This is a genomic window from Streptomyces sp. Je 1-4 4N24, assembly GCF_026239515.1.
Taxonomy (GTDB): domain Bacteria; phylum Actinomycetota; class Actinomycetes; order Streptomycetales; family Streptomycetaceae; genus Streptomyces; species Streptomyces nigrescens.
Map to the genome: position 1 here is coordinate 3,055,080 of NZ_CP110836.1, position 15,993 is coordinate 3,071,072.

At 70.8% G+C, this 15,993-nt stretch carries 13 protein-coding genes and 1 riboswitch; of the genes, 6 read left to right on the forward strand and 7 right to left on the reverse strand.

Features of this window, described 5'->3' with window-relative positions; all coding sequences use genetic code 11:
* The first annotated feature begins 28 nt into the window (after window positions 1-28).
* Both SLV14N_RS12930 and mctP read left to right on the forward strand, forming a co-directional pair.
* Window positions 29-289 carry a DUF3311 domain-containing protein gene (locus SLV14N_RS12930; protein WP_093643123.1) on the forward strand — a complete coding sequence of 87 codons (261 nt, stop codon included), beginning with the start codon at window positions 29-31 and terminating at the stop codon, window positions 287-289.
* A gap of 59 nt (window positions 290-348) precedes the next feature.
* Window positions 349-1,980 (forward strand): monocarboxylate uptake permease MctP, encoded by a 1,632-nt coding sequence (gene mctP / locus SLV14N_RS12935; protein ID WP_208687850.1) that lies wholly within the window; start codon window positions 349-351, stop codon window positions 1,978-1,980.
* 75 nt (window positions 1,981-2,055) lie between these two features.
* Here the strand turns inward: mctP and SLV14N_RS12940 are convergent, their stop codons facing one another.
* Window positions 2,056-2,643 (reverse strand): Uma2 family endonuclease, encoded by a 588-nt coding sequence (locus SLV14N_RS12940; protein ID WP_263269392.1) that lies wholly within the window; start codon window positions 2,641-2,643, stop codon window positions 2,056-2,058.
* A gap of 159 nt (window positions 2,644-2,802) precedes the next feature.
* Window positions 2,803-2,902: riboswitch (cobalamin riboswitch) on the forward strand.
* Between the two features lie 223 nt (window positions 2,903-3,125).
* Here SLV14N_RS12940 and SLV14N_RS12945 point away from each other — a divergent pair.
* From SLV14N_RS12945 to SLV14N_RS12955, 3 genes are all read left to right on the forward strand, one after another.
* Window positions 3,126-5,519, forward strand: coding sequence for a ribonucleoside-diphosphate reductase subunit alpha (locus SLV14N_RS12945; RefSeq protein WP_263273128.1), 2,394 nt, complete (start codon window positions 3,126-3,128; stop codon window positions 5,517-5,519).
* Window positions 5,519-6,568 (forward strand): ribonucleotide-diphosphate reductase subunit beta, encoded by a 1,050-nt coding sequence (locus SLV14N_RS12950; protein ID WP_208681058.1) that lies wholly within the window; start codon window positions 5,519-5,521, stop codon window positions 6,566-6,568. The genes SLV14N_RS12945 and SLV14N_RS12950 overlap by 1 nt, the downstream gene beginning before the upstream one ends.
* 122 nt (window positions 6,569-6,690) lie before the next feature.
* On the forward strand, window positions 6,691-8,670 hold the full coding sequence (locus SLV14N_RS12955) for a transglycosylase domain-containing protein (RefSeq protein WP_263269393.1): 1,980 nt from the start codon (window positions 6,691-6,693) through the stop codon (window positions 8,668-8,670).
* 41 nt (window positions 8,671-8,711) lie between these two features.
* On the opposite strand, the gene def is transcribed toward SLV14N_RS12955, so the two are convergent.
* The 6 genes from def to SLV14N_RS12985 form a co-directional block, all read right to left on the reverse strand.
* Entirely contained in the window at window positions 8,712-9,356 is a 645-nt protein-coding gene (gene def, locus SLV14N_RS12960; protein WP_208681060.1) for a peptide deformylase, read from the reverse strand.
* Window positions 9,357-9,424: 68 nt separating this feature from the next.
* On the reverse strand, window positions 9,425-10,411 hold the full coding sequence (locus SLV14N_RS12965; RefSeq protein ID WP_018089486.1) for a hypothetical protein: 987 nt from the start codon (window positions 10,409-10,411) through the stop codon (window positions 9,425-9,427).
* A gap of 417 nt (window positions 10,412-10,828) precedes the next feature.
* Window positions 10,829-12,043 carry an HD-GYP domain-containing protein gene (locus SLV14N_RS12970; RefSeq protein ID WP_263273130.1) on the reverse strand — a complete coding sequence of 405 codons (1,215 nt, stop codon included), beginning with the start codon at window positions 12,041-12,043 and terminating at the stop codon, window positions 10,829-10,831.
* A 140-nt stretch (window positions 12,044-12,183) separates the two neighbouring features.
* Window positions 12,184-13,617, reverse strand: coding sequence for an HD-GYP domain-containing protein (locus SLV14N_RS12975; RefSeq protein WP_263269394.1), 1,434 nt, complete (start codon window positions 13,615-13,617; stop codon window positions 12,184-12,186).
* Between the two features lie 184 nt (window positions 13,618-13,801).
* Window positions 13,802-14,215, reverse strand: coding sequence for a mycothiol system anti-sigma-R factor (rsrA, locus tag SLV14N_RS12980; RefSeq protein WP_018089483.1), 414 nt, complete (start codon window positions 14,213-14,215; stop codon window positions 13,802-13,804).
* Entirely contained in the window at window positions 14,212-14,907 is a 696-nt protein-coding gene (locus tag SLV14N_RS12985; protein WP_206740215.1) for a sigma-70 family RNA polymerase sigma factor, read from the reverse strand. The genes rsrA and SLV14N_RS12985 overlap by 4 nt, the downstream gene beginning before the upstream one ends.
* A gap of 439 nt (window positions 14,908-15,346) precedes the next feature.
* Between SLV14N_RS12985 and SLV14N_RS12990 the strand changes: the two genes are divergently transcribed.
* Window positions 15,347-15,940 (forward strand): helix-turn-helix domain-containing protein, encoded by a 594-nt coding sequence (locus SLV14N_RS12990; RefSeq protein WP_259670266.1) that lies wholly within the window; start codon window positions 15,347-15,349, stop codon window positions 15,938-15,940.
* The last annotated feature ends 53 nt before the right edge of the window (window positions 15,941-15,993 follow it).

A 15,993-nucleotide genomic window follows, 5' to 3' on the forward strand; every position in this document is an offset into this window, starting at 1 on the left:
GAGACAGCCAGGGGACGGAGCCACGGTCATGACACAGTCAGCCGCATCACCGGATCGCAGACAGGTCGTCACGCCCACGCGTGTGGTGGCCGGTATCTGCCTGATCGCTCCGTTCGTGGCGATGCTGTGGGTGAGCTCGTACGCCAGGATCGAGCCGACGTTCATCGGGATCCCGTTCTTCTACTGGTACCAGATGCTGTGGGTGCTGATCTCGACCGCGCTCACGACCCTCGCCTACAAGCTCGTGCAGCGTGAGCAGCGCGCCCGCAAGGGCGGTGCGGCCCAGTGACTGTCACCACCACCGCAACGAGCGCTCCGGGCGCTCTCGCCGCTTCCCAGACACAGGGCGTGAACGGCGTCGCACTGGCCGTCTTCGTCTTCTTCTTCCTGGCCGTGACGGTCATGGGCTTCCTGGCCGCCCGCTGGCGCAAGGCCGAGCAGTCCGCCAACCTCGACGAATGGGGACTGGGCGGCCGCAGCTTCGGCACCTGGGTGACCTGGTTCCTGCTGGGCGGTGACCTCTACACCGCGTACACGTTCGTGGCCGTCCCGGCGGCGATCTACGCGGCGGGCGCGGCCGGCTTCTTCGCCGTGCCGTACACGATCCTGGTCTACCCGCTGATCTTCACCTTCCTCCCCCGCCTGTGGTCGGTCTCGCACAAGCACGGCTACGTCACCACCTCCGACTTCGTCCGCGGCCGCTTCGGCTCCAAGGGCCTGTCACTGGCCGTGGCGCTCACCGGCATCCTGGCCACGATGCCGTACATCGCCCTCCAACTGGTCGGCATCCAGGCCGTCCTGGACGTGATGGGCATCGGCGGTGGCGAGCACACCAACTGGTTCGTCAAGGACCTGCCGCTGCTGATCGCGTTCGCGGTGCTGGCCGCCTACACCTACTCCTCCGGCCTGCGCGCCCCGGCACTGATCGCCTTCGTCAAGGACGGGCTGATCTACCTGGTCATCGCCGTGGCGATCATCTACATCCCGATCAAGCTGGGCGGCTTCGACGCGATCTTCGACTCGGCCGGCAAGGCGCTGGCCGAGCCCGGCCCCGTCCCCGGCAAGCCGCGCGGTGAGCTGACCAGCGGGCCCAACGCCCAATGGGCGTATGCGACCCTGGCACTCGGCTCGGCGCTGGCGCTCTTCATGTACCCGCACTCGATCACCGCGACGCTGTCCTCGCGCAGCCGCAACGTGATCCGCCGCAACACGACCATCCTGCCGCTGTACTCCCTCATGCTGGGCCTGCTGGCACTGCTGGGCTTCATGGCGATCAAGGCCGGTACGGACATCCAGGGCAATCCGCAGCTGGCCATCCCGCAGCTGTTCGAGGACATGTTCCCGAGCTGGTTCTCCGGTGTGGCGTTCGCCGCGATCGGCATCGGCGCGCTGGTGCCCGCGGCCATCATGTCGATCGCCGCGGCCAACCTCTTCACCCGCAACGTCTACAAGGACTTCCTCAAGCCGGCCGCCACTCCCGAACAGGAGCACAAGGTCGCCAAGCTGGTCTCGCTGCTGGTGAAGGTCGGCGCGCTGGCCTTCGTCCTCACCATGGACAAGACGGTCGCAATCAACTTCCAGCTGCTGGGCGGCATCTGGATCCTGCAGACCATGCCGTCCCTGGTCGGCGGGCTCTTCACCCGCTGGTTCCACCGCTGGGCGCTGCTGGCCGGCTGGGCGGTCGGCATGCTCTACGGCACGCTCGCGGCCTACGGCGTCGCCAGCCCGACCCAGGCGCACTTCGGCGGCTCCAGCAAGGAGATCCCCGGTATCGGTGAGATCGGCTACATCGGTCTGACCGCCTTCGTGCTGAACGTGGTGGTGACGGTCGTCCTGACCTTCGCCCTGAGGGCAGTCAAGGCCCCCGACGGCATCGACGAGACCAGCCCCTCCGACTACACGGCGGACGCCGGTGACAAGGACGTCACCGTCGAACTGCCGCCCGCCACAGCGGGAGCGGGGGCACCGGCCGGACACTGAACCACCGGCCGTCCGGCCTCCGACCCCGGGCCGTCGCATCCTTCGGGACGCGGCGGCCCGTTGCCGTGCGCCGCTTCAGTTCACCCAGTCCTTCAGCTGCTCGGTTTCGAGGGTGATGCCGACGGGGTCGGGAAGGTGTATCCGTCTTCCGTACGACACGCTGTGCATGACCTCGTAGCGGCCGCCGTCGGGCTCACTGTGGACCGAAACCTGACGGGATTCCCGGTCGACCAGCAGATAGAGCGGAATGCCGGTCTCCGCGTACACACGAGGCATCTCCACCCGGTCGCGCTGATCGGTGTCCGCATCATGGGAGGTAACCGCGACGACCATGAGCGCCGGGTCAGGATCCGCCCATTCCCCTCGGCCCGCGAAGGCACCGCTGGGGGCCAGTTCGCCATCAGGGCGGGCGCGGCCGGCGCGATGTGCCTGCACCTTGAGTCCCTGGTCCCGATACAGCCACAGCTCGGGGCGCGCCTGAACACAGCGGCGCGTCAGCCACTCCATGATGCGACCGTGGCTCCCGTCCGGTACAGCCTTGCTCCTGATCTTCCCGTCGATGAACTCCAGCCGCGCGCCCTTCTCCAGGCGGGCAAGTATCTGGGCGACCTCTTCGAAATGCCCGGTCTCCATGAGGTGCGGCCGGTCGACGAGTGCGGTCATGGAGCCTCCTTCTGCTTCTCCCGGCAAGGCCGAGACCGTGGAACCGACCATAACCGAGGCCACTGACAGACACCGTGTGATCACTCACGACACACTAGATATGGGGGTGCACTTGAGGGGCCACCACCACATGTATGCTCGTCCTCGCTGTCGCCGCAGGGGAATCCGGTGGGAATCCGGAACTGTCCCGCAACGGTGTAGGAGCGCGTTCGGCCGGCCGATCCCGGCCCTGGGCGCGCGCCCGTGTAGTCCGAGGACCTGCCGACGGTACGCCCGCACCGCCATGGGTGCGGACGTCGATACGTCCGGGCCCCGAGGGTTGGGCCGGTGGACGCCGCGCGGTGTGCCCGCGCACCCCTGACGTCACGGGGTGCCGCATGCCCGCGTGCGCCCGTCGTGCCCGCCCCTCCCGGCCCCCGCCGAGTGAGGGAGAGCACCACGTGACCATCGCGCCAACGGAGCCCGCGTCAGACGCCGAGGTCGTGCCGCCCGTGGTGGCCACGCCCCCCGGCTCCGCCGACGGCGGACCGGGCGAGGACGGGCCGGGTGTCGCGCTGCTGCGCACCCTGACCCAGCTGACCGAGGACCTGACCGCGACCGACCCCGGCAAGGTGGCCGCCGCCGCCCTGCGGGGCCGGCACGCCGGCTCCGACGAGGCCGAACTGCGGTCGCTGGCCACCGATGCCGCGGCCGGTCTGATCGGTGACGAGCCGCAGTACTCCAAGCTCGCGGCGCGGCTGCTCACCCTCGCCATCGCGGAGGAGGCGGCCGGACAGGGGGCGGTCGCCTTCTCCGCCTCCGTCGAGGTCGGCCACCGCGAGGGGCTGATCGCCGACGAGACCGCGGAGTTCGTACGGACCCATGCCGCCCGGCTGGACGCGCTGGTCGACCAGGCGCTCACCGACGGTGCGGACGACCGATTCGGGTACTTCGGGCTGCGGACCCTGCACTCGCGCTATCTGCTGCGGCACCCCACCACCCGTCAGGTCATCGAGACCCCCCAGCACTTCCTGCTGCGGGTGGCCTGCGGTCTCGCCGAGGACCACAGCGACCGCGCCCTGGACGACGTCGCCGAGCTCTACCGGCTCACCAGCTCGCTGTCCTACCTCCCTTCCTCCCCCACGCTCTTCAACTCCGGCACCCGCCACCCGCAGATGTCGTCCTGCTATCTGCTGGACTCGCCGCTGGACGAGCTGGACTCGATCTACGACCGCTACCACCAGGTCGCCCGGCTCTCCAAGCACGCGGGCGGCATCGGCCTCTCGTACTCCCGTATCCGCGCCCGCGGTTCGCTGATCCGCGGCACCAACGGGCACTCCAACGGCATCGTGCCGTTCCTGCGCACCCTGGACGCCTCGGTCGCCGCGGTGAACCAGGGCGGCCGGCGCAAGGGCGCCGCCTGTGTCTACCTGGAGACCTGGCACGCGGACATCGAGGAGTTCCTGGAGCTGCGCGACAACACGGGTGAGGAGGCGCGCCGTACGCACAACCTGAACATCGCGCACTGGATCCCGGACGAGTTCATGCGCCGGGTGGAGGCGGACGCCGACTGGTCGCTGTTCTCGCCCTCGGACGCCCCGGAGCTGGTGGACCTGTGGGGCGACGAGTTCGACGCCGCCTACCGCAGGCTGGAGGCCGAGGGCCGGGCGCTCAAGCAGATCCCGGCCCGGGTGCTGTACTCCCGGATGATGCGCACCCTGGCGCAGACCGGCAACGGCTGGATGACGTTCAAGGACGCCGCCAACCGCACCGCCAACCAGACCGCCGAGCCCGGCCAGGTCGTGCACTCGTCCAACCTGTGCACGGAGATCCTGGAGGTGACGAACGACGGGGAGACCGCGGTCTGCAACCTGGGTTCGGTCAACCTCTCGGCTCACCTGGGGGAGAACGGTGAGATGGACTGGGAGCGGCTGGACGCGACCGTCCGCACCGCCGTCACCTTCCTCGACCGCGTGGTGGACATCAACTTCTACCCGACCGAGCAGGCCGGGACCTCCAACTCCCGCTGGCGCCCGGTCGGCCTGGGCCTGATGGGCCTGCAGGACGTCTTCTTCCGGCTGCGGCTGCCCTTCGACTCGCCCGAGGCGCAGGAGCTGTCGACCCGTATCTCCGAGCGGATCATGCTCGCCGCCTACGAGGCGTCCGCCGATCTCGCCGAGCGGCACGGACCGCACCCGGCGTGGTCCGCGACCCGCACCGCCCGCGGGGTGCTGCACCCGGACCACTACCCGAACGCCGAGCCCCGCTGGGCGGACCGCTGGGCGGCGCTGCGCAGCCGTATCGCCGAGACCGGGATGCGCAACTCGCTGCTGCTGGCGATCGCGCCGACCGCGACCATCGCCTCGATCGCGGGCGTGTACGAGTGCATCGAGCCGCAGGTCTCCAACCTCTTCAAGCGCGAGACACTGTCGGGTGAGTTCCTGCAGGTCAACGCGTATCTGATCGAGGAGCTCAAGGCGCTGGGGCTGTGGGACGCGCGGACCCGGGACGCGCTGCGCGAGGCCAACGGCTCGGTGCAGGACGTCGGCTGGATCCCGGAGGAGATCCGGGCGCTGTACCGCACGGCCTGGGAGATCCCGCAGCGGGCGCTGATCGACATGGCCGCGGCCCGTACGCCCTACCTCGACCAGAGCCAGTCGCTGAACCTCTTCATGGCGTCGCCGACCATCGGCAAGCTCAGCTCGATGTACGCCTACGCCTGGAAGCGCGGCATCAAGACGACGTACTACCTGCGCTCCCGCCCGGCGACCCGGATCGCCCAGTCCGCGCGCGGCGGCGCCGCCGCGGCCACCGCTCCCGTACCGCAGCAGGCCACCGACCCCGAGGCGGTCGCCTGCTCCCTGGAAAACCCCGAGTCCTGCGAGGCCTGCCAGTAATGACCACCGAAACAAATGCCGCGGCCGCCCACACGGCCACCACCGGCACGAAGAACCTCCTCGACCCGGGCTTCGAGCTGACCCTGCGTCCGATGCGGTACCCGGACTTCTACGACCGCTACCGGGACGCCATCAAGAACACCTGGACCGTGGAGGAGGTCGACCTCCACTCCGACGTCGCCGACCTCGCCAAGCTCTCCCCGGGCGAGCAGCACATGATCGGCCGGCTGGTGGCGTTCTTCGCGACCGGCGACTCGATCGTCGCCAACAACCTCGTGCTGACGCTCTACAAGCACATCAACTCCCCCGAGGCGCGGCTGTACCTGAGCCGTCAGCTCTTCGAGGAGGCCGTGCACGTCCAGTTCTATCTGACGCTGCTGGACACCTACCTCCCCGACCCGGACGACCGCGCCGCGGCCTTCGCGGCGGTGGAGAACATCCCCTCCATCCGCGAGAAGGCGGAGTTCTGCTTCAAGTGGATGGACTCGGTCGAGAGCATCGACCGGCTGGAGTCCAAGGCCGACCGCCGCCGCTTCCTGCTCAACCTGATCTGCTTCGCGGCCTGCATCGAGGGGCTGTTCTTCTACGGCGCCTTCGCCTACGTGTACTGGTTCCGCTCCCGCGGGCTGCTGCACGGTCTGGCCACCGGCACCAACTGGGTCTTCCGCGACGAGTCCATGCACATGGAGTTCGCGTTCTCGGTGGTGGACACCGTCCGCGAGGAGGAGCCCGAGCTCTTCGACGACAAGCTGGAGCAGCAGGTCACCGAGATGCTCAAGGAGGCCGTCGAGGCGGAGCTGCAGTTCGGCCGCGATCTGTGCGGTGAGGGCCTGCCGGGCATGAACACCGCCTCGATGCGCGAGTATCTGCAGTGTGTCGCGGACCAGCGGCTGCAGCGGCTCGGTTTTGCGCCGGTCTACGGCTCGGAGAACCCGTTCTCCTTCATGGAGCTGCAGAACGTCCAGGAGCTGACCAACTTCTTCGAGCGCCGGGCGTCCGCCTACCAGGTCGCCGTCGAGGGTTCGGTCTCCTTCGACGACGACTTCTAGACAGCGTCTTCGGACAGCGTCTTCAGACAGCACAGCGACGCCCCTTCACCCTGGAAACGCTCCGATTATGAGCGTTCTGTTAGCTCGGCAACCGGGGCCATGGCCACCACATCTATCCGGTCATGATGGGTACGAAGGGGCGTCGCCGGGTGCGGCGCCGGTTCCTCGACTATCCGCGGCAGGGGCGTCAGGGCCCACGCCGCTGGCTGCCGTCATGGCGCCAGTGGCTCGGCCTCCTCGCGCTCGGCGTCCTGGGCCTGGCCGGGACGTTTGCCGTGGTCTACACGAAGATCGACATTCCCGGCGAGAACACGCTGGCCGGCCAGGAAGCCACCGTCTATTACTGGGCGGACGGCAGCCCGATGGTGAGCGTGGGTGCCGTCAACCGGCAGAACGTCAGTCTCGACAAGGTCGCCGACTCCGTCGAGAGCTCGGTGATCGCGGCGGAGAACGCCACGTTCTACAGCGACTCAGGGGTCTCCCTCAAGGGCATCGGCCGCGCCCTGGTCAGCATGGTCTCCGGCGGGGACACCCAGGGCGGCTCCACCATCACCCAGCAGTTTGTGAAGAACACCTATCTCTCACAGGACCAGACGGTCACCCGCAAGGTGAGGGAATTCATCATCGCGCTGAAGGTGAGCAACCAGAAGTCCAAGCAGGACATTCTGCGCGGATATCTCAACACCAGCTGGTTCGGCCGCGATTCGTACGGAATCGAGGCCGCCGCCCATGCGTATTACGGCGTGGACGCCAAGCAGCTGAACCCCAGTCAGTCCGCCCTGCTGGCCGCCGTGCTGAAGGGCTCGGAGCAGTACGACCCGGGGCTGAGCAAGGCCAATCACCAGCGGGCCGAGGCACGCTGGAAGTGGATACTCGACCGGCAGGTCGCCACCGGCAAGATGAGCGAGAAGCAGCGGGCGAAGTACCGCACCTTCCCCGAGCCCCGCCCGCTGTCGAAACCCACCAGCCAGGCCGGCCAGACCGGCTATCTCATCGATGTCGCCAACAAGTTCGTCAAGGCCGGCACGGGCCTGACCGACAAGGACCTGGCACGCGGCGGCTATCGCATTCACACGACCTTCGACAAACAGCGCACCCGCCGCCTGGAAAAGGCGGTCAACGAAGTCCGCCGGAAGAACATCGATCCGAAGCACCGCACGGCCGACACCTTTGTGGAGTTCGGCGCGGCCTCCGTACGCCCCAAGGACGGGGCGCTCGTCGCGCTGTACGGCGGCGCGGACGCCACCAAGCACTTCAGCAACAACGCGGACACCACGGCGGTCCCGGCCGGCTCCGCCTTCAAGCCGTTCGTGCTGGCCGCCGCGCTCCAGGACCAGGTCTACGACCAGGACGAAGCCAACGACGCCACGGCGGCCCCGGGGGTCGGCCCGACGACCGGGGCCGACGATCTGCGCGAGGCCCTGGTGAAGGGCCAGAACCCGCCGTTCGTGCAGGCCGGGCAGCGTATCGGGCTGGAGCGGCTCCGGGATCTCGCGGTGGACGCGGGGCTGCGCAAGGAGAGCATGGCGCGCCTGGAGCAGACCTTCCCGCTGGGCACCTCGGCCCCCAGCGCGATCCGGATGGCGAGCGCCTACACCACCTTCGCCAACGGCGGGCTGCACGCCGAACCGTACGCGGTGTCCCGGATGACCTACGACGGCAAGAAACTGCCGGGCTTCGAGCGGCCCGATCCCGAGCAGGTCCTCGACGCCGAGGTCGCCCAGGAGGTGTCGAACACCCTGGAGCAGGTGGGCTGGCGCACGCTGGGGCTGCCGGAAGGCAGGCCCGCGCTGCCGGTCGCGGCCGGCCGCGCGGAACCGGGCGACCGGAAGAAGTCGGCTTGGTTCATCGGCAGCCCGCAGGCCGCGGGCCAGGTCGTCCGGCCCGGTAGCGGTGCCGACGCGAAGAAGTGGCAGTGGACCCGCCCCGGGCAGGCGCCCGGCGCCGGTGACGGCAACGAGCCGACCACCGCCGTCACCATGTTCCGCAACAAGGCGGGCGCTCCCCAGCTGCTGCCGATGCAGGGCGTCGGCGGTGCCAAGAGCGGGCTGGGGACGACCATCCCGCCGAAGATCTGGCAGGCCTACCAGCAGGGGTCCTGACGCGGACGGGCGCCCGGCCGGCAGCCGGGCGCCCGCTCGCCTCAGTCGTTGGCGACGACGGGGTAGCGGGGCTCCCGCTCGGCCATCTGCTTCAGCGCGTCCTTGCGGTCCCGCTTGCTGAGCCGGTCGATGTAGAGGTAGCCGTAGAGGTGATCGGTCTCGTGCTGCAGGCAGCGCGCGAAGTAGCCGGTGCCCCGGACCGCGATCGGCTCGCCCTTGGCGTCCTGGCCGCGGACCACGGCGTAGTCGGGGCGGGCCAGCTCGGCGTAGGCGCCGGGCACCGACAGGCAGCCCTCGTTGGAGTCGTCCAGGATCCGGCGCTCGGCGGGCAGCTCGTCCAGGACGGGGTTGCAGATCGCCCCGACATGCCGGACGCCCTCGTCGTCCAGGCAGTCGTAGACGAAGACCTTCAGGTCCACACCGATCTGGTTGGCGGCCAGGCCCACGCCCTCGGCGGTGCGCTGGCTGGCGAACATGTCGTCGATGAGCCGGCCGAGGTCGTCGTCGAACGCCGTGACGTCCTTGCACTCCTTGTGGAGCACCGGGTTGCCGACGACCGTGATCGGCCGCGAGGTGCCGCGCTCACGGTGGGCGGTCTCCCGCTCCTCGGCGTCCGTGACGTCGTCGATGAACTCCTCGTCCACGCGCCGGTCACCGTCTTGATCAAACACAGGCTGCTGGGCCATCTCCGCCGTACGCCTTCCTGAAAACCCTGAATAGTCGCCCTACAGCCTACGGGGGCGCGACCGGGCCCTCAGCAGACCTCTTCAAGATCGCGCCATTCCCGGGTGTCCGGGCTGTCCGCGACCCAGCCGTCCAGCAGGCCGCGCACCAGGGCGGACGGCGCCGCGATACCGCACTCGCGCTCCGGCACCCACAGCGAACCGGAGCCCGCGGTGCGGTGGCCGAGCGGTCCGGGGTGGCCGGGCTCACTGTGGTCGTGCGGGTCGAGATGCTCACCCTCGCCCTCGTCGCTGGGCATCCGGCTCTCCGAGCACGTACGGCACAGCAGCCGCACGGAGGAGGACCAGTCCTCGGCGGCGAAGCCCGCATCGGCCGCCAGCCGCTCCAGGGCGTCCCGGTCGGCCTCCGTGGCGGCCTCCAGGAGCACCACCCAGGTGGGGACCGGGGAAGGCGCCCACAGCTCGATCTCGTCGAAGACCGGGTACGAGGGGCCCGCCGCGGTGGTCCGCTCGCCGTGCGGGACGCCGTCGTGCAGCACCACCTCGCCCCAGCGCCGCCCGGAGGACGGCAGCGGGATGGACAGCACCTCGATACGGGCCGGGTCCAGCCGGCGGCCCCAGACGACCTCGGCCTCGCCCTCGGGGGAGAGCCGGACCGCGGCGCTGCCCAGGGCCATACCGAGCGGTTCGCCGGAGGGTGAGCCCCCGCCGGGGACCTTGAGGCCGTACGCCTGCCAGGCACGGCGGGCCAGCGGCCAGTCCTGGAGGGCGGTGGCGGCGATGCCGACGTTCCACCAGTCGGGCGCCCCGGTCTCGCGGTCCAGCAGCGCGACCGCGCGCAGTCCGGCGGCCCGGGCCTGCTCCCAGTCGTGCCGGAACTTGTGCAGCAGGGCGAGGTTGAACCAGGACTCCGAGAGCCACGGCTCCATGTCCGCGGCGCGGGTCAGCAGCGCTCCCGCGTCCTCGTAACGGCCGTCGCCGATCAGCGTGAAAGCGCGGTCGGTCGCCTGTCGCCACGAGGCGGAGGGCCGGTGCCGTACCTTGCCGAAGATCCTCACGATTCCCGCCTGCTGGTTGCTCTTGATGCCGCTCCGGAGGTGTCCCGAGAGGCGCCCGGGGCCTTCTGAGGGGCCCACTCGACAACCTGCCACAGATTGCCGCCGGGCTCAGCCCGGTTTGCCGGTCCCCTGCGGCTCCTTGCCCTTCGCCGACCCCCTGAATCCCCTGAGAGGGGCTCCCTTCGCATCCAACCATGCCCATCTCGGAGGGCGCTCATTACCCATGGGTTCCACGACCTCCGGGGCCTTGTGGAGGCTCCACCGCGGGGATGTGACGGCTGGGGCGGGTGGGGCGTCTCCGGGGCCGCCGCGCCTCGGCAATCGCCCCTTTCGTGCATTGTCGGGACATAGGCACCCGGGAGAGCGTTCCGTACGGGGAGAGCGGGCACGGCCGTCCCGCGCCCCCTCGGCCCGTCGTCACACCGCCCGGCCGCCGCAGGCCAGGACCCTGGCCAGGGCCTCGACGACCCGGGGCTCGTGGTCCCGCGCGGTGGACAGCCGCAGCTGCTCCAGGGCGCGCAGCGGACCGCCCGGCCCCGCGGACTCCCCCGACAGGTCGTCGTAGGCGTTGACGGTGCGGACGATGCGTGCCGTGACCGGCTGCTCGCGGTACGGATCGGCCTGCCGCTCGACGATCACCGCGACCTCCGCGGGGACGCCGGTCTGCCGGACCACGGCGCCGCCCAGCAGCGCGATCCGGCGCTGTTCGGCGGGCGGCAGCGGCGCGGTCGCCCCGTCCGGTACCGGGTCCAGCAGCGAGAGCTGGCCGATGTCGTGCATCAGCGCGGCATATTCGAGCACATCCAGATCCGGTGTGTTCAGGCCGAGTTCACGGCCCACGGCGCGGCTGAGCGCGGCCACCCGGCGGGCATGGCCGTGCGGGGTGTAGCCGGCGATCTCGGTGGAGCGGGCCAGCGAGGCGATGGTCTGGCGGTAGGTGGCGCGGACGGCCGCGAACCGCCGGAAGGCGAACTGGGTCAGCAGCAGCGGCAGACAGAACACCGGCAGCGCCCACAGACCGGCAACCGCGGTGGCCAGCGAGATGACCACGCCGGTGGCGCAGATCGCCGAGCCGATGCCGGGCAGCGCCCGCAACTCGTCGCGCAGCAGCGGCCCGTACGGCCAGCCGGTGCGGGCGCGGGCGAGCGCGGCCACCAGGACCGCGTCGCACAGCGCGGTCAGCGCCAGCAGACCGATCAGGAAGAACGGGTAGACCGGTCCGGAGGCCACCCAGGAGCCCAATGTCCCGGTGTTGTAGAGGGGCTGGAAGCAGGTGGCGGCGAAACCGGTGGTCAGCACCCGGCGTGCCAGAGGGTCGAGCACCGGTCCCTGGCCGCGGGCGAGCTGCGGGACGATGCCGACCAGGCCCGCGGCCAGGACCACGGCCACGGTCTGGGTGACGCCATGGGTGGTCGGCCGTCCGCCGGCCTCCCCGAGCAGGGCGTAGGCGAGGGCGCCGGCCGCGGCGAGCGGTGCGCCTTCGCGCGCCCCCGGCACCCGTGCGCACCCGGCCGCCGGGGCGGGGCCCCGGCCCACCAGCTCGCCCACCGTGATCAGCACCCCGAAGGCCAGCGCGATCCCGGGCTCGGCCAGGCCGTCCCAGAGCGTCCGGCCCAGCGACCAGCACGCCAGCGCGGCGGCCGGGGCGTAGACCGCGGCGACGACGGTGCTGCCGGAGGCGCCCGGCGCCGCGGGGCGCGGGGCTCCGGCCGCGCGGGGCTCCACCCGGTGCCCGGGCGGCCGGACCCGCCGGGGCTCTGCCGGGGCGCCGCTCACCGCGCACCGTCCCGCCCGGCCCTTTCGGGCAGCGGCACCGGTGCCACCGGGGCGGGCGCCCCGCCCCCGGCGTCCTGAGGCGTGACGTTTCCCCGCCCGAACCGCCCCGTGCCGGGCTCCGGGTCCGCCGCCGTCACCAGCTCCGGATGCCAGCCGTAGCGGTCGAGCGAGGCCACCAGCGCACGGACCATCCGCGGGTCGAACTGCGCACCGGCGCACTTGCGCAGCTCCGCGACGGCCACCGGAACCGGCCGGGCCCGGCGGTAGGAACGGGTCGAGGTCATCGCGTCGAAGGCGTCGGCGACCGCCACCACCCGTGCGAATTCCGGGATGTGATGCCCCCTCAGCCCGTAGGGGTAGCCGCGGCCGTCCAGCCGCTCGTGGTGGTGCAGGATCGCCGCCCGTGCCTCCTCCAGGAAGCCGATGCCGCGCACGATCTCGTGTCCGTACTCCGGGTGCAGCTCGATGACCCGGCGTTCCTGCGGCGTCAGCGGCCCGTCCTTGCGCAACAGCCGGGTGGGGACGCCGAGTTTGCCGACGTCGTGCAGGATCCCGGCGAACCGCAGCACCTCGATACGGTCCTCCGTCATGCCCAGCTCCCGGGCGATCATCACCGAGGCGCGTCCGACCCGCTCGCTGTGCCCGCGGGTGTAGCGGTCCTTGATGTCCACGGCCTGGACCAGGGCGCGGATGGTGGCCTGATGGGCGGCGCGTTCCCGGTGGTACCGGTCGAAGACCCAGCACGAGAGGTACATCGGCAGCAGCACCAGCAGTGCCGCCGGCGGCCCGTACGAGCTGCGCCACAGCACCGCCATCATCAGCCCGGCCAGGCCGTGCACCAGATGCGGCCCCAGTGAGCGGCTCAGCAGCCCTCGCCAGGCGGTGCGTACGGGGTGCCGCTCGGCGGTGGCCAGCACCCCGCCGTCGAGCGCCGCGAGCACCGCGCAGAAGGTGGCCGCGGCGGCCGCGGCCGGCAGCAGCACCACCGGGAACTGCGGTGCGGACAGCGGGTGGTGGCCGAGAGCCCGGAAGACCTGGGCGGCCGCACAGCAGGCCAGTGCCAGCTCGGCGGCGTGCCAGAGCCGGCGGGTGGCGGCGGAGCGTGGCTCGACGGGTGCCATCACCGCGCCGGGGACGGCGGCCAGCGCGGCCAGCGGCGGCGGCAGCAGAAAGACCCCGGCGAGCAGGACGGGGCTGGCCCACCCGGCGGGGAAACCCCCGGATGCCCCGGAGACCGTGCCGTACGGGACCCGGCTGCCCGGCGGCGGGCAGCGGCGCAGGAGTTCACACAGTCCGTACAGGATGGCCAGGGCGAGAGCGCTGCTCCAGGGGGCGTCGGCGCCGAGCCCCGCCGCGGGGGCGGTACACAGCGCCGCGGCCAGCGCGGCGCAGCCGATATAGCCTCGTGCGGCCGCCGGAAGTCCTCGCATCGCGCCCTCCTCGCCCTGCCCACCGCTCCCCCGGGCTCGTGCGGAGCCGGGGACCCCCGTCGCACTGCATCCGCAGTGCGCTCGGGTCGGTGAGAATAGAGGGGCTGGGACGCCGGGGAAGGCGGATCAGCGGATCGGGCGGGACGATCGCCCCGCCCCTCACCCCTTGGGGTGATGTGACGCGTTATTCGGCCCGTGCGGCCTCTGTGCGTGCATCGGTGGAGCCGGTCGCGTCGGCCGGACCGGTCCCCTCCTCCGCCGCGGACGCCTCGGCGTCCGCCTGCTCGCGCTGTGCCTGTTCCTTCTTGGCCTGTTCGAGCACGCTCACCTCGGGGACGGTCTCCCCGGCCCGGATGAGCTCGATCCGGCCCATGACCTTGGAGCGCAGATCGCTGGGGACGTCGTCATGGCCGCAGCAGCGCTTGACGAGCTTCTTGACGGCCTGCTCCAGGCCGTACTTCTCCAGGCACGGCGAGCATTCGTCGAGATGCACCTGGAAATCTGCGCACTCCCCGGCGGGCATCTCCCGGTCGAGATACTCGTAGAGGTGGTCAAGGACCTCTGAGCAGTCCTTCTCGTGCGGCTCTCCGCAGCTCATGATCCCGAGCCTTTCCGGTCGTGCGCGTCCGACGTCTGCGCGGCCTGGGGGTCACCGGCCGCCGCCCCCGCCGGGACCAGCCCGCGCTCACGGGCGTAATCCTCCAGCATGCCGCGCAGTTGGCGCCGGCCGCGGTGCAGACGGGACATCACCGTGCCGATGGGTGTCCCCATGATGTCCGCGATCTCCTTGTACGCAAAGCCCTCCACGTCCGCCAGGTAGACCGCGATACGGAATTCCTCGGGGATCGCCTGGAGTGCGGCCTTCACGTCCGAGTCGGGGAGGTGGTCGAGCGCCTGCGACTCGGCGGAGCGCAGCCCGGTCGACATATGTGACTCGGCGCGCGCAAGCTGCCAGTCCTCGATCTCCTCGGCGGCACTGCGCTGGGGCTCACGCTGCTTCTTGCGGTAGGAGTTGATGAAGGTGTTCGTGAGAATGCGGTAGAGCCACGCCTTGAGGTTGGTGCCCTCCCGGAACTGGTGGAAGGACGCATACGCCTTGGCGTACATCTCCTGCACCAGGTCCTCCGCGTCGGCCGGATTGCGCGTCATACGCAGCGCGGCGGAGTACATCTGGTCCAGGAAGGTGAGCGCATCCCGCTCGAAGCGCGCATTGCGCTCGACGGCGCTCTCCTGGGGCTTCTCCTCAGCCGTGCCGTCGGTCCCTGCGTCGGTACCGGTGACCGGACCCACCTCCTCCAACACCGTCCTGGATCCGGATGTGGACCCACCCGATTCGGAGAATAGACGACGATCCGGTGCCGCCGCCGCTCCAGCCAGGGCGGGCTGCGTCACCTGCATCTGCGACCACGGCAGGTCGGCGGCCGGGCGGGCCGGGCAAGCGATTCCCATGCGGCGGACTCCCATTCCTCGTGCTTCACCGGACGTACTCGAGTACTACGACTGGCACAACAGCCGCATCCACCGCGGCATTCCCGATCCGCTGTCAATGCTTCGGACGGGATTCGCTACCGGACTTCGCGGCGGATTCTTCCGCGGACCGCGCGAGGGGCCTCCGGCGGGCTCGCCGGTCACGGCGGCGGACACAGCGACAGGTACACATCAACAGCCCATGTCGACGGATGCACGTCGACGGGTTGACAAAGCCGCTTGCCGCTTCGGCAATAGAAGGGTGAACGACAACGCATACGAGCGGGTACTCACCGAGGTGGGCCCGCGGCTGCGGCGGCTGCGCCAGGAGCGCGGGGTGACGCTGACCGCGCTCTCCGAGTCGACCGGCATCTCGGTCAGCACCCTGTCGCGCCTGGAGTCCGGCGGCCGCAAGGCCACCCTGGAACTGCTGCTGCCGCTGGCGCAGGCCCATCAAGTGCCGCTGGACGAGCTCGTGGGGGCGCCGGAGGTCGGGGACCCACGGGTGCGGGCGGCACCGATGCGGCTGGGGGACCGGACGGCGGTCCCGCTGACCCGCCAGCCGGGCGCGCTACAGGCGTTCAAGCTGATCCTGGACCCGGTCGGCGGCCCGCGTGAGCAGCGCACGCACGAGGGCTACGAGTGGCTGTACGTACTGTCCGGGCGGCTGCGGCTGCTGCTCGCCGACCGTGATGTGGAGCTGCGGGCCGGGGAGGCTGCGGAGTTCGACACCCGGCTGCCGCACTGGTTCGGACCGGCGGGCGACGAGCCGGTGGAGCTGCTGAGCCTCTTCGGCCGACAGGGCGAGCGGATGCATGTGCGGGCCCGCCCGCGCGGGCAGGGCCAGGGCGACTGAGCCGGCGGCCGCACGGCGCAGGTGCGGTGCCCCCGGCCGTCCCGCCGACCGCT

Excerpts from the sequence above, each read along its gene's own strand:
- SLV14N_RS12930 (WP_093643123.1), top strand. The coding sequence starts at position 29 with ATGACACAGTCAGCCGCATCACCGGATCGCAGACAGGTCGTCACGCCC.
- SLV14N_RS12940 (WP_263269392.1), bottom strand. The coding sequence starts at position 2,643 with ATGACCGCACTCGTCGACCGGCCGCACCTCATGGAGACCGGGCATTTC.
- SLV14N_RS12950 (WP_208681058.1), top strand. The coding sequence starts at position 5,519 with ATGACCACCGAAACAAATGCCGCGGCCGCCCACACGGCCACCACCGGC.
- SLV14N_RS12955 (WP_263269393.1), top strand. The coding sequence starts at position 6,691 with ATGATGGGTACGAAGGGGCGTCGCCGGGTGCGGCGCCGGTTCCTCGAC.
- def (WP_208681060.1), bottom strand. The coding sequence starts at position 9,356 with ATGGCCCAGCAGCCTGTGTTTGATCAAGACGGTGACCGGCGCGTGGAC.
- SLV14N_RS12975 (WP_263269394.1), bottom strand. The coding sequence starts at position 13,617 with ATGCGAGGACTTCCGGCGGCCGCACGAGGCTATATCGGCTGCGCCGCG.
- rsrA (WP_018089483.1), bottom strand. The coding sequence starts at position 14,215 with ATGAGCTGCGGAGAGCCGCACGAGAAGGACTGCTCAGAGGTCCTTGAC.